The 13,244-nt window shown below is 62.0% G+C and carries 12 protein-coding genes and 1 tRNA gene; 3 read left to right on the forward strand and 10 right to left on the reverse strand.

The annotated features are described in order from the left end of the window. Window positions 1-79: 79 nt before the first annotated feature. The 4 genes from FD678_RS03595 to FD678_RS03610 are packed head-to-tail and all read right to left on the reverse strand — an operon-like array spanning window position 80 to window position 4,389. Window positions 80-1,582, reverse strand: a complete 1,503-nt coding sequence (locus FD678_RS03595) for a hypothetical protein (RefSeq protein WP_218569470.1) — start codon at window positions 1,580-1,582, stop codon at window positions 80-82. Beyond that, the gene (locus tag FD678_RS03600; RefSeq protein WP_218569471.1) at window positions 1,579-2,163 is read right to left on the reverse strand and encodes a hypothetical protein; all 585 of its coding nucleotides are present in this window, start codon (window positions 2,161-2,163) and stop codon (window positions 1,579-1,581) included. Before FD678_RS03600 ends, FD678_RS03595 begins: the two co-directional genes overlap by 4 nt. 52 nt (window positions 2,164-2,215) lie before the next feature. Then, window positions 2,216-3,973, reverse strand: coding sequence for a phosphoethanolamine transferase (locus FD678_RS03605; RefSeq protein WP_218569472.1), 1,758 nt, complete (start codon window positions 3,971-3,973; stop codon window positions 2,216-2,218). Continuing rightward, window positions 3,952-4,389, reverse strand: a complete 438-nt coding sequence (locus tag FD678_RS03610; protein ID WP_140719343.1) for a pilin — start codon at window positions 4,387-4,389, stop codon at window positions 3,952-3,954. Before FD678_RS03610 ends, FD678_RS03605 begins: the two co-directional genes overlap by 22 nt. 365 nt (window positions 4,390-4,754) lie before the next feature. Here FD678_RS03610 and FD678_RS03615 point away from each other — a divergent pair, with 365 nt between their 5' ends. Genes FD678_RS03615 through coaE form a run of 3 tightly spaced genes read left to right on the forward strand, consistent with a single transcriptional unit; the run spans window position 4,755 to window position 7,517 of the window. Continuing rightward, on the forward strand, window positions 4,755-6,014 hold the full coding sequence (locus tag FD678_RS03615; protein ID WP_140719345.1) for a type II secretion system F family protein: 1,260 nt from the start codon (window positions 4,755-4,757) through the stop codon (window positions 6,012-6,014). Between the two features lie 6 nt (window positions 6,015-6,020). Then, window positions 6,021-6,884, forward strand: coding sequence for a prepilin peptidase (locus tag FD678_RS03620; RefSeq protein WP_140719347.1), 864 nt, complete (start codon window positions 6,021-6,023; stop codon window positions 6,882-6,884). A 12-nt stretch (window positions 6,885-6,896) separates the two neighbouring features. Beyond that, entirely contained in the window at window positions 6,897-7,517 is a 621-nt protein-coding gene (coaE, locus tag FD678_RS03625) for a dephospho-CoA kinase (protein WP_140719349.1), read from the forward strand. 44 nt (window positions 7,518-7,561) lie between these two features. Here coaE and FD678_RS03630 read toward each other — a convergent pair whose 3' ends face one another. The 6 genes from FD678_RS03630 to FD678_RS03655 all read right to left on the reverse strand — a co-directional run bounded on the left by FD678_RS03630 (window position 7,562) and on the right by FD678_RS03655 (window position 13,234). Beyond that, window positions 7,562-8,926, reverse strand: a complete 1,365-nt coding sequence (locus FD678_RS03630) for a sensor histidine kinase (RefSeq protein WP_140719351.1) — start codon at window positions 8,924-8,926, stop codon at window positions 7,562-7,564. Continuing rightward, complete coding sequence (locus FD678_RS03635) at window positions 8,919-9,596, reverse strand: response regulator transcription factor (protein ID WP_140719353.1); 678 nt, start codon at window positions 9,594-9,596, stop codon at window positions 8,919-8,921. Before FD678_RS03635 ends, FD678_RS03630 begins: the two co-directional genes overlap by 8 nt. 24 nt (window positions 9,597-9,620) lie before the next feature. After that, on the reverse strand, window positions 9,621-10,094 hold the full coding sequence (locus FD678_RS03640; RefSeq protein WP_140719355.1) for a hypothetical protein: 474 nt from the start codon (window positions 10,092-10,094) through the stop codon (window positions 9,621-9,623). A 155-nt stretch (window positions 10,095-10,249) separates the two neighbouring features. Next, the gene (gene rimK / locus FD678_RS03645) at window positions 10,250-11,158 is read right to left on the reverse strand and encodes a 30S ribosomal protein S6--L-glutamate ligase (protein ID WP_140719357.1); all 909 of its coding nucleotides are present in this window, start codon (window positions 11,156-11,158) and stop codon (window positions 10,250-10,252) included. An 80-nt stretch (window positions 11,159-11,238) separates the two neighbouring features. Beyond that, window positions 11,239-11,312, reverse strand: a tRNA-Gly gene (locus FD678_RS03650). Between the two features lie 101 nt (window positions 11,313-11,413). Beyond that, window positions 11,414-13,234, reverse strand: coding sequence for an autotransporter outer membrane beta-barrel domain-containing protein (locus FD678_RS03655; RefSeq protein WP_218569473.1), 1,821 nt, complete (start codon window positions 13,232-13,234; stop codon window positions 11,414-11,416). Window positions 13,235-13,244: the final 10 nt, after the last annotated feature.

The raw sequence follows: 13,244 nt of genomic DNA on the forward strand, positions 1-13,244 counted from the left end.
TGGCTCGGCCCGAGGGACTCCAGCGCGGCGTCCAGCGTTCGAACACTTTGGCCAACACCTACTCCATCACGCCCATGTCCTACTTCTTCAGCATTGAAGACGCCCCATACTTGTACTCGGTCAGCATCCTAAGATCCGTATTGATCTCGGCCGAACGCCCCACCTCTCTCTCTACGACGTCAAGCCCACGCAAGTCGCCCTCAACAACTCGCCGCACTGCTTCCGCATCTTCTTTGCGCCTAGCATCGAAGACTATACGTCCATCCAGCCGCGTACGATAAATTGCCTCTGCCCCTGCCCTAAGCACCGCACGAAAATCCTGCTGCGACATGATCACAGAATTACCGAATTGGTAAGCATGAGCAAACTCCGCCTTTACCGTCTTCAGTACTTCTGGCGATCCAGTGGCATTGATCAGGGCAATGCCACTATCCGTCAAATGCCTTGAAAGTAAATGAAAGAACTCGCGCGATAGCAGCGTGGTGGCCCCAGAACGCCAATGGAACGTGCTATTCACGATAATTGCATCGTAGCGATATGCTTCGCGCATCCTCAACCATCGCCGTCCGTCATCGATGTAGATATGTACACGAGGGTCACTTAATATAGGGGCAACCTCAGAATAACGAGCAATCAATTCGAGATATCCAGGATTTATTTCAATCACATCCACTTGCTGCACGGTAGGAAATGAGGCTATCACTCTGGTCCAACTCCCTCCGCTCAAACCTATCACCAAAACTTTCTTAGGCGAGGGCGAAGAGATCATGGCTGCATAAACACGATCAATTCTATTACTATTCCTGCGTAGATCGATATTGATGCGACCATCGTACACGTTGCCACCGAATACGATGTCTCCTAGAGGATCGTCAATAGTGTGAATGACTCCTTCTTTGCGTTCCAATAACCATGCGACTGGAGTCCCACCCGTCGCCTCAACCACGCGGCCTGCGAGTCCCGGCAAGTAGGGGACCAGCATTACTCCGATCACCGCCCCACCACCCATGCCAGCCAGGGCGTACCACCTCCCCATGAGCAAGCCCGCCGCAGCGGCAGTTACCACTGCAACACCTGCGAATAGTTGCTCCATAGACCATAGATCCATGGCCCAAAGAGTGACTAATAGCGGCCCCATCGTGCAGCCCAAGACGTTCGCAAAATAAACTCGCGAAAAGGAAATTCCTTTCCAGGACATCGCATCGTTACTACCTAGGTGGTGCACGATCGGGAACATGACGCTCTTGAGCGCTGCTGTAAGAATCACCAAAGGCGCCACTGCAAGCATCACTGGCAAGAAACTTATGCTCCATGCAAATAAAAATGGAGCCAACACATCAAACAGCGCCGACAGAAACAGGATCATTGCTCCACAATATCGAATGGCGCCCACTTCATTCCTGCATAGACGGCGCCCTAGCTGAGCACCAATAGCCATTCCAAAAAGATAGAGAGCCAGAACAATCCCAAATACCTCCGGCAACCCTCCGCTGGCAAGTCCTGCCAGTCGCATCCAGAGTACTTCCTGCACAAGGCTGGCTGCCCCGACAAGAAATGCGACGCCACGCGGCATCCACTTCATGCGTTTTCTCTCCGCGCCAATACCCACCCCCCAATGGCGACAACGGAGTTAAACCCTGCCGCAAGCCAGGTAACTTGGCGCAAGTCCATCATATGGAACAAATACATGCTGGTCACAACAGCCCCAACAGCAGCCCCCATCGTGTTGGCGAGGTACAGCATCCCGGTTGCCTCACCAATGCTGCGTACCACCCGATCCAGCAAAATTACCAGTACAGGCAGCGTCATGCCCATCAATGTCGTGGGAACCATCAAGACTAGCAGGGCACCAATAAATGTAGCTCCATATCCCAATCCACCAGCCTTCATCATCATCTGGTCGATCAAACCCGTGCTACATAGCCCATAGCCTGCAATGGATAGCTCTATCGTAACGAACCAGCGCAACGGATACGCGACGTGATCTGCCAGCCAACCACCTAACAGCCCTCCCACTCCCAATCCCAACATGAACACGCATACGACGACGGCAATCGACAGCGCATCCGATCCCAAACCCGCAAACAACACACGCTGCCAGCAGACTTGATAAAGGAGCGCAGCAGCGCCAGAAAGAAAAAACAAGCACCCCAGCACTGACATCAGCCGGCGTTTCCTCCGCGGCATTTCACAAACTTCCACCATTCAAATCCCCCTACTGACACCTAGGCTCTTTCAGTCCGAAATCTCGAATATCCTGTGGAGCATTCACTATTCCGGAAGAAAAATCGAACGATGGCCGATAACCCGGCACCTGGATATCAGCCATGTGCGCTAGCGTATCGAACACCATCGCTGTCGATAACAGGGAGTTACCATTTGATTTGAGCAACTCCACCGCCTGTCTCCGGCGTTCCACATATGCTGGCGCCCCCCACCACAACGCGGCTACATGATGGGTTGCTGGCGAAGACTGACCATGGCCACTTTCCCCACGACAGTCATCGAAGAGAGCTTCGCCATGGTCGGCAACATAGAAAATCCAGGACGCGGCATTCAGCTTTTCAAGACGTACTATCAGTCCATCTAGAAACCGATCGGTAGCCAGGATGGAATTATCGTAACCGTTTACCAAATATTCCTTATGCGCTGGATTGTAAAGCTGCTCGCTTCCAGAATCGGGACGATCAGGAAGGAAAACAGCATCACCTGCACGATAACGATCCCGATAGCGAAAATGACTTCCCATGGTGTGGATAACCAAGAAGAGATCCCGATTACTAGCACTGAGAATTTGCTCCACATATGGAAACAAGTCCTCATCCACGACACCGGCATGGCGATAGTCCACTGGACTGACGAATCTTACTTCCTCGGCATCCTTGGCCAACGCTGTCACGGGTGAATCATGGAATCCCATCGGAGCCTGACTGGAAAGCCAAACCGTGCGATACCCCGCCTCACGAGCTGCGGCCAAGATCGAACGCTCGTGAAAGACCGCCTCCTGCGAATCCGGAGGTTTGCGGCTAAGAATTACTGGAACCGATAGACGCGTGAACGTCGCTTTCGAATAAAACCGACGAAAACTAATCAAATCCATTCGCTTCGACAACCGAGGCGTGGTGTCGCGCGAGTATCCGTTCATGCCCCAGTGATCCGCCCTTCCCGTTTCCCCGATCACCAGAACATGTACCCGGCGAGGCCAGGTCCCTACCTGCGATCTCCTGGCACCGAATTTGAAATGCTCCAGGGTCGCAGCGGCATTACGCAGCTCCCGTCGCTCTTTTAGGTAAGCGGCAATCACTAGAGGCACTCCTGTCGGATATGCCTGACGCAGGGCTTCCATACGCTCCAGTGGAGGTGCGTCGAATGTGGTTACAGCATCCTGACTATCATTCCCTTCGAATAGGACCACAATACTCAGAATCGCCACAATGCTGAACCCAGCCATGCCTGCAATACGCTTTCCAGGCCAATATGGTGGCGATACCGGCCACCGCATCGTCACTCCCCAGGCCACCGCAACCAGTAAAAGACTCAACAATAAGCGTTGAGGAATTGATTCGAGCAAGGGAAATGCTTCACCGCTATTTGTTTCCGATACCAAGGCCAGGGCGTTAACGTCCACTAAACCACCGAAGCGCATCAGCATTTCTAGTTGCACAACGGCACCGAGACCTAAAAATGCCAGCCCACTAGCCGTGAGCCGCGGTAGATGCGCAAGCGGAGCCAAGACTAAAGCAAGGCCCGCAAACGAATAAGCAAGCATAATTAGGGTCTGTGTCGTATGGGCTATCAAGATGACTACGACAGCCGGACTGAGGCATAGAGCTACGAGAAACACCAATGCCATCCAGGACAGACGATTTTTTCCCAAAACAAAGACTCCACACTCCATAACTAAAAAAACCCCGCTAATGCGGGGTTTTTCATGCCAAATCAAATCATTAATCAGGTGCCCGAACCACGGCATTCAGCAGGGCGGTACTTCGGAGCGAGACTACCTGTGGTGCAAGCCCAGGAAATCCGATCACCAGGAACAGTACCCGACTGCAGAGCGGCTCCGTTAGCGGTCGGAACGAAAATAATCGTACCGTTACCCGCACGCGCAGTAGTAGTGACAGTGATCTGACCGTTTCCAGCGTCGATAGCAACTCCAGAGACATTATTAGTTGCGGTTGGCGCGGTCCAACCGCTATTCAAGGCCACGCCATTGGCTGCATTCTCTGCAACCACGGTCTTAGCAGCGGAAGCAGCAACCATGGCTTCCGAAACACGACCACGTACCGTGTAGTCCTGATATGCCGGCAGCGCGATAGCGGCCAGGATGGCGATGATCGCCACAACGATCATCAGTTCGATCAGGGTAAAGCCCTGCTGCTTCTTCATGTGTCATCCCCTAGAGGTTGGTTGATTGAAGGTGCATACCGGGCTGAGTCTATCGAGCGAATCGGCACGCAAGCCTGCTTGTAGCAGATAGCATGCCAACTTCCCTGCATCTTTCCGGTACAACTCCCCGGCGCAATGATGGCAGCCTGCACGGCAATTGGAAGCCTCCTTCTACTGCATTTGCGACAAGAACTTCGATGTGACGCAGAACGTCACTTTTTGCCACCATCCCTTTCCGGCATCGTGCCTTTCCCGGCCACCGTGACCGTCTCCACGCTTGTAGCTGTTCCCGATGCCTGTCAGGCCGGAACCCAGTACCATCCACATACTTCCGGCCTGGGGATGGCCGGACCCGGGGAATCCATATGTCCATAGCGCGTAGCGCCGTCAAGAAAGAGCCCGTAAACCGCAGTACCAGCCAGCTCCAGCCCTTCGTCTGGGAGGGCACCGACAAGCGCGGCGTCAAGATGAAGGGGGAGCAGGCCGCCCGCAATGCCAACCTGCTCAGGGCCGAGCTGCGCAAGCAGGGCATCACGCCCGGCGTGGTCAAGCCCAAGCCCAAGCCGCTGTTCGGCAGCGCCGGCGCCCCTATCAAGCCCAAGGACATCGCTTTCTTCAGCCGCCAGATGGCGACCATGATGAAATCGGGCGTACCGATCGTCGCGGCGCTGGAAATCATCGGCAGCGGCCACAAGAACCCACGTATGAAGAAGTTGGTGGGCGATATCCGTGGCGACATCGAGGGCGGCTCTTCGCTATACGAGGCCATCAGCAAGCACCCTATCCAGTTCGACGAACTGTACCGGAACCTGGTACGCGCTGGCGAAGGGGCTGGCGTGCTCGAGACCGTGCTCGACACCATCGCCACCTACAAGGAAAACATCGAGGGCCTCAAAAGCAAAATCAAGAAAGCCTTGTTCTACCCGGCGATGGTCATCGCCGTTGCGATCATCGTCAGCGCGATCCTGTTGATTTTCGTGGTCCCGCAGTTCGAGGAGGTGTTCAAGGGCTTCGGCGCCGAGTTGCCGGCATTCACCCAGATGATCGTGGCTGCATCGCGCTTCATGGTCAGCTACTGGTGGCTGATGCTGCTCGTAGCCGTCGGCTCCATTTTTGGCTTCATCTTCGCCTACAAGCGATCGCCACGCATGCAGCACGGCATGGACCGGCTGATCCTGAAGGTACCGGTGATCGGCCAGATCATGCACAACAGCTCGATCGCCCGCTTCGCCCGTACCACGGCGGTGACGTTCAAGGCCGGCGTGCCGCTGGTGGAAGCGCTGGGCATCGTCGCGGGCGCCACCGGCAACAAGATCTACGAGGAATCCGTGCTGCGCATGCGCGACGACGTGTCGGTCGGCTATCCGGTCAACATGGCGATGAAGCAGGTCAACCTGTTTCCCCACATGGTCGTGCAGATGACCGCCATCGGCGAGGAGGCCGGCGCCCTGGACGCGATGCTGTTCAAGGTGGCCGAGTACTACGAGCAGGAAGTGAACAACGCAGTGGACGCCCTGAGCAGCCTGCTGGAACCCATGATCATGGTGTTCATTGGTACCATCGTGGGCGGCATGGTCATCGGCATGTACCTGCCCATCTTCAAACTTGGCGCCGTCGTCGGATAACAGTTAATGGCATTTCTCGACCAGCATCCCGGCCTTGGCTTTCCCGCCGCGGCCGGACTGGGACTGCTGCTGGGCAGTTTCCTCAACGTGGTGATCCTGCGGCTGCCACGCCGGATGGAGTGGCAGTGGAAGCGCGATGCGCGCGAGATCCTGGGCGAGCCGGACATCTACGAGCCGCCGCCGCCCGGGATCGTGGTGGAGCCTTCGCACTGTCCGCACTGCAAGCATCGGCTCAGCTGGTACGAGAACATCCCGCTGGTCAGCTGGGTGATCCAGGGCGGCAAGTGCCGGCACTGCCATGCGCCGATCTCGCTCCAGTACCCGATGGTGGAGTTGCTCACGTCGCTGCTGGTGGTCGCCAGCGTGTGGCGCTTCGGTTTCGGCTGGCAGGGATTCGGTGCGATCGTGCTCAGTTGCTTCCTGGTCGCGCTGTCCGGCATCGACCTGCGGACCCGGTTGCTGCCCGACCAGCTGACCCTGCCGCTGATGTGGCTGGGCCTGGTCGGGTCCATGGACAACCTGTACATGCACGCCAAGCCCGCCCTGCTGGGCGCGGCGGTGGGTTACGTCTCGCTCTGGATGGTCTGGTGGCTGTTCAAGCAGCTCACCGGCAAGGAAGGCATGGGGCACGGCGATTTCAAGCTGCTGGCCGCGCTCGGTGCGTGGTGCGGCCTGAAGGGCATCCTGCCGATCATCCTGATCTCCTCGCTGGTCGGGGCGCTGCTGGGGTCGATCTGGCTGGCGGCCAAGGGCCGCGACCGCGCCACCCCCATCCCGTTCGGGCCGTACCTGGCGATCGCGGGCTGGATCGTGTTCTTCTGGGGCGACCAGATCGTCGACGGCTACCTGCGGCTCGCCGGCCTGGCCTGATCCGCGACCGGCATGAGCGACTTCATCGTCGGCCTTACCGGTGGAATCGCCTCGGGCAAGAGCGAGGCCGGGCGCCGCTTCGAAGCGCTCGGCATAACGGTCGTCGACGCCGATGCGGTGGCGCGCGAGGTCGTCGAACCCGGCCCGACGCTGTCGCGGATCGCCGAACGCTTCGGCCCGGGCATCCTGCAAGTCGACGGGCGCCTGGACCGGCGCGCCTTGCGCGAGCTGGTATTCGCCGAGCCGGAGCTTCGCCGGGCGCTGGAAGCGATCACCCATCCCGAAATCCGCCTGCGCCTGCGGCAGGCTTGCGAGGCCGCCATCGGCCCCTACGCCATCGCCGCGATCCCACTGCTTGCCGAAGCCGGCGGGCGCACCGGCTATCCCTGGCTCGATCGCATCCTGGTGGTCGATGCCCCCATGGCGCTCCAGCGCCAGCGCCTGATGCTCCGGGACAACATCGATGCGTCCCTGGCCGACCGCATGATCGCCGCCCAGGCCAGCCGCGAACAACGGCTTGCCCTGGCCGACGACGTCATCGTCAACGACGGCGATGCCGAAGCGCTTGGACAGCTCGTCGCGGCGTTGGACGGCCGCTATCGAGGACTCGCCGCATCCAAGACCGCCGGATAGGCGCGATCCCGGCCTTGGCCGGGGATCGCCGCCGCAACGGCATCTCAAGCCGCAGGGGTCGCTCCACGCGCCTGGCCGAAACGCAGCGTCGCCACCACGCCGCGCTCCTTGCCGGGGCGGACGCTCACCTGCCATCCGTACAGGTCGCAGAGCCGGCTGACGATCGACAGGCCGATGCCGCCGCCCTGGGAGTGCCCGGCATGCGTACCGCGGTACCCGCGCTGGAACAGCTTGGCCGCATCCTCTTCGCTCAGGCCCGGGCCGGTATCGGTGACCTCGACGGCATCGTTCGTCACCCTTACGCAGACCTGGCCATCCTGCGTGTACTTGACGGCATTGCCGATGAGGTTGCCCAGCGCGACGGACAGGGCCGATTCCGGCGCGTCGATGACCAGGCCACGCTCGCCTTCCAGCACGAGCTCCAGCGGCTTGCCGCCCAACTGGGCGCGATGCGCCTCAAGCAGTTGCTCGGCCACCTTGGCGACGTTGCTACTGCCCTGCCCGCGCTCGTTGCGCGACAGCAGCAGCAATGCGCCGATCAGGTCGCTGCATTGCTGTTCGGCGCGCTGGATGCGCTGCAACCGCTGCAGGACTTTCGGATCGAGGTTCGGCCGGGTCAGCAGGAGCTCGGTGGCGCCGCGGATGACCGCCAGCGGCGTGCGCAGCTCATGGCTCACGTCCGCGTTGAACTCGCGGTCGCGCTGCACCACTTCGGTCAGCCGGACGGAGTAATCGTCCAATGCCTCGGCCAGCTGGCCGACCTCGTCGTCGGGAAAGTGCGGCGCCAGCGGCTTGAATTCGCTGGTGCCGCCGCGGTACGCCCGCAGCCGGGCGGCCAGGTCCGACACCGGCCGCATCACCTTCGAGGCCGACCACCAGCCGATCAGCAACGACAGCCCGCTGAACAGCATCACCGAGATGTACAGCGCGCGCTTGAGCTGCTGTTCGCCCTTGATGCTCTGGGTCACGTCGTAGGCGAAGAAGAACCATTCGTTGGGCGTCTTGCGCACCGCCAGCTTGTAGGCGAACGGCTTGCCCTTCTCGTCCACGCCGGAAATGCTGTGGATGCCGTTCGGCAGCTCGTACCAGTCCGGCTCCTCCCGGCGCAGTTCCTCGAACTTGTCGCTCTTCACCACCCGCGCGATCATCTGCTGCACGGGCATGTCGGGGCTGCGCGACGGGTCCAGGTAGAAACGCCGCGCGTACTCGTCGATGTTCTTGTTCATCACGTCTTCGACGAGCTGGTTTTCCACGCGCTGCCGCGCGTAGTCGGTCAGGTAGGCGAACAGCGCCGTCAGGCCGGTGCCCAGCAGGACGAAGGACAGGATGATGCGGCTGCGCAGCCGCCGCCGGTAACGCCCGCGGCGACGCTCGGGCGTACCGGCCGGAGAGCTACCGCCGTCAGGCATCGGGTGCCGCGATGCGATAGCCAATGCCGTGGCGGGTCTGGATCAACGGCACGTCGAACGGCTTGTCCACCACCGAGCGCAGGCCGTGGATATGCACCCGCAGGGAATCCGAATCGGGCAGCTCCTCGCCCCAGACGCGGGTTTCGAGCTCCTGGCGCGTAACCACGGCGGGGGCGGCTTCCATCAGCGCCTGCAGGATCTTCAGCGCGGTGGGGTTGAGCTGCAGAAGCTTGCCGCGGCGGCGCACTTCCAGCGTGTCCAGGTTGTACTCGAGATCGCCGGTCTCCAGCACCCGCGTGTGCACGCCCTTGCCGCGCCGGGCCAGCGCGTTGAGCCGGACCTCGACTTCCTGCAGCGCGAACGGCTTGATCAGGTAATCGTCCGCGCCCGAGTCGAAGCCCGCCAGCTTGTTGTCCAGCGAGTCGCGCGCGGTGAGCATCAGGACCGGGGTCTGCTTGCGCGCCTCGTTGCGGAGCTTGCGGCAGACCTCGATACCGTCCATGCCCGGCAGGTTGAGGTCGAGCACGATGGCATCGAATTCGTGGACGACCGCCAGGTGCAAGCCGGTCACGCCGTCGGCCGCGAAGTCGACGGTATGGCCCCGGTCCTCGAGGTAGTCGCCCAGGTTGGCGGCGATGTCGCTGTTGTCTTCGATTACCAGAATACGCACTTGAGCCTCGTGATTTGCCTTGACCTAATCCAGCCGCGACCTGCGCTGTACGTCGTTCATGTCCTGCTGACTGCGGCGCTGGGCTTCCCTTCGCTGCGCCACGGTCATGCACTGGGACGTGATCATGTTGCTGCCGATCGCTCGCTCCCGCCGGCATACCATCCGGCTGTCTTCCTTCGCACGCGTCAGGATGACGTTGACGAGCTCCTGGTCGTTGGAAAGTGAGACCTGATCGGCCTTGGAAAGTTCACGACCCTGGTTACGGTCTATCGTTGCGGATATACGGTCCAGCGCCTGCACCACTTCGGCCCGCTTGGCCGCCTCGATCTCCGAATAGAGCTTGCCTTCCGCGAGGTCGGCGCGGATCTGCTGGATCTGCCCTGCGACATCGGGGCCGGGCTTGCCCAGGTCCAGCGGCAACTTACCCTTCTGAGCCTGAGCGAATGCCGAAGAAGACGCCATCAGGCCCAGAAACAGCACAAGAACGAAACTACGCATTTCCCTTCTCCCTCCTTAGAAATCCTGCGTCGGCACGCCATGAGTCCCCATGTTGACCAACTCCTCGACCATGCGCAAGGAAACACGGGAACGGCCGCACATGCCCCTGGCCGGCCGTTCTGTTAAGGTCGAAAAACGCTGGTATTAAATAATTATTAAGCGCCCGGATGACGAGAGGGCGAGCCTGCTTTCCTGGTCAAACGCTCCAGTTGGTGGACGATGGCCCCAGCCACGTCCACGCCGCAGACCGCCTCGATCCCCTCCAGCCCCGGCGTCGAGTTCACCTCCAGGACCAACGGCCCGCGCGAGGAACGGATCAGGTCCACGCCGGCCACGGACAGTCCCAGCGCCTGGGCCGAACGCACTGCCACGGCCTGCTCCTGCAGGCTCGCTTCGGCCGCGGCCGCGGTTCCGCCCAGGTGCAGGTTGGAACGAAAGTCGCCCTCGGCGGCCTGGCGGCGCATGGCGGCCACCACCTTGTCGCCCACCACGAAACAGCGCAGATCGGCGCCGGCGGCCTCGCCGATGAATTCCTGGACGAGGAAGTTGGCGTACAGGCCCCGCAGGGCCTCGACCAGCCCTCGCGAGGCGCTGGCCTTCTCGGTGAGGATCACGCCGGCGCCCTGCGCGCCCTCGTTGAGCTTCACCACGTGCGGCGGCGGGCCGAGCATCGAGAGCAGGTCCTGGGTGTCGTCCGGGTTGTCGCCGAACACGGTCACCGGCATGTCGATGCCCTGCGCGGCCAGCAGTTGATGGGCGCGCAGCTTGTCGCGCGAGCGCAGAATCGCGTCGGACGGGTTGGGGGTGTACGTCCCCATCATCTCGAACTGGCGCAGCACCGCCGTGCCGTAGCGGGTGATCGAGGCGCCGATGCGCGGGATCACCGCGTCGTAGCCGGTGATCGGCTTGCCCTTGTAGTGCATGGAGAAGCCGTCGGCCGCGATGCGCATGTAGCAGCGCAGCGGGTCGAGGATGCGTACCGTGTGCCCGCGCGCGCGCGCGGCCTCCACCAGCCTGCGGGTGGAATAGAGCTTGCTGTTGCGGGAAAGGATGGCGAGCTTCATCGCGGGTTCGCGCGGAGCAGCCTGGTGCATCTTGCCCGGGCCGGTGGCGGCTGCCTCAGCCCCGTGCCGGGGCTGGAAGATGGAGCGGGCGATGGGAATCGAACCCACGTCAGTAGCTTGGGAAGCTACAGCTCTACCATTGAGCTACGCCCGCGCGGCGTGGGGCAAGTCTAGAGCGAGTCATGCCCTTTGAGAAGAGAGGTGCCGGCGGCCGGGCGAGGGACCGGCGCACCGGCCCCTCGCTGCCGCGGCATCTCAGAAGCTGCCGCTGAAGTTGACGAACAGCGTGGCGTCGCGCGCACCCTTCTGCGCAGTGGTGCCGGTGATGCCGAAGTTGCTCTGCAGGCCCCACACCCCGGTACGGGCGCCGAGCACCACCGTGGCGTAGTTGCGGTCCAGGTCCAGGCCCGGCACACGGTAGGTACCGACCTCCGGCATGGACTGCAGCCAGGCACTGGCTTCCTTCGGGTCCTCGAACTCGTGGTCGTAGGTGACCTGCAGGTACGGCTTGACCGCCGCGCCGTCGAGGCGCACCTGCCAGCCGACGCGGCCGACCAGCGAGTCGATGTCCTGGTCGCCGTAGCCCAGTGCGCTGGAACTCTCGTTGCTTTCCTCGTAGCCATCGAGCTTGATCTTCTGCCAGGTCAGGCCGACCACCGGACCGTGCTTGATCGCGCCCTGGCCCAGCTCGTAGCCGGCGTTGATCGCCGCGGTCAGGTTGCTGCCGTCCGGCGAGCCGCTGTGGGTGCGCGTGGCGGCGCCCAGCTGGACCTTGCGGTCCACGTCGTAGCCGAGCCAGGTGTAGCTGACCTGGGCGTTGACCCAGACCGGGCCGGTGTACCAGCCGAAGAAGCCGCCGAGCGTGGTATCGGTCTGCTTGAAGCTGCCGCGGCTGTTGCCGAAATCCGCGTCCAGGCGGCCGTAGCCGGCGAAGCCGCCGAACACCAGGTCGCCGCGGGTCCAGTCCACGCCGAACAGGCCGGCGGGCGAGGTGCCGTCGTACAGGTCGGCATGGTCGTAGCGCTGCATGTCGCCGCGCACGCTGCCCCACCAGCGCAGGCCGTCCGCCTCGGGCTTGCCGTCGATGTGCCAGGCGACCTGGTCGGCACGGGCGCGCCCGACCACCTGCGCGGAGTGCGTCAGCACCTGCTGCAGGCGCGGCGCTTCCAGGATCGACAGCGCGTACTGGCCCATCACCTGGTGGGTGGCGCTGGTCGGGTGCACGCCATCGGCGAACACGTAGGTGTTGGCGGCATTGGCGGCGACCAGGCTGGTCGGGTTGCAGGTCAGCGAGGAGCTGGTGGTGCACGCGGCGTTGGTGACGTTGACGAAGCCGTACGCCGATGGGTTGGCGACCACTTCCTGCAGCAGGTGGAAGGTATCCACCGGGATCACGCGCAGGCCGGCGCTCTTCAGCCCGGAGAACAGCGCGTTGTTGTAGGCCGCGGCCAATGCCGTGGCCTGCGCGCTGGTGGCCGCGCTGCCGTTGAAGCTGGGGGTCAGGCCGACATCGGGAATGGTGGGCACCAGCACGTAGCGCGCACCGGCATTCTCCAGCGTGCCGACGATGCCGACCTGCGCGGTCACCGCGTTGCCGATGATGCTCTGTGCCTGGGCCGGCGCCGCCGCGGCGGCGAACAGGTCGTTGGCGCCGCCCCATACGGTATAGAGCGCATTGGGATTGGCCTTGCCGCCATTGCTGGACAGGTAGCCGTTGACCTGGGTCGCCAGCGACGGCACCGCGACGCCGCCGAGCTGGGCATTGGTGGCGTCGACGGCGACCCGGGCGCCGCCGACGGCGTAGTTGTCGCCGGTCTGGCCATTGCCATGGGCCGAGGCGTTGGTGCCGTAGTAATCGGCGACGTACTCGGCCCAGGTCCAGCCCGGGTTGGTGGTGAAGCGGCCGGTCACGGCCTGCGCCGAGGCCGGCAGCAGCGGACGGAAATAGCCGCTGTCGGTGAGGCTGTCGCCGAAGAAGACGGTCTGGTCGTAGGCCGACTCGGCCATCGCCGGCGCGGCGGCCAGGGCGATGGCGACGGCCATCAGGGAACGGATCGGGCGGATCGAAGAAACCATGGGATTACTT

Origin of the sequence: Pseudomonas sp. Hp2 (assembly GCF_006386585.1) — a bacterium.
Taxonomy (GTDB): Bacteria; Pseudomonadota; Gammaproteobacteria; order Xanthomonadales; family Xanthomonadaceae; genus Pseudomonas_S; species Pseudomonas_S boreopolis.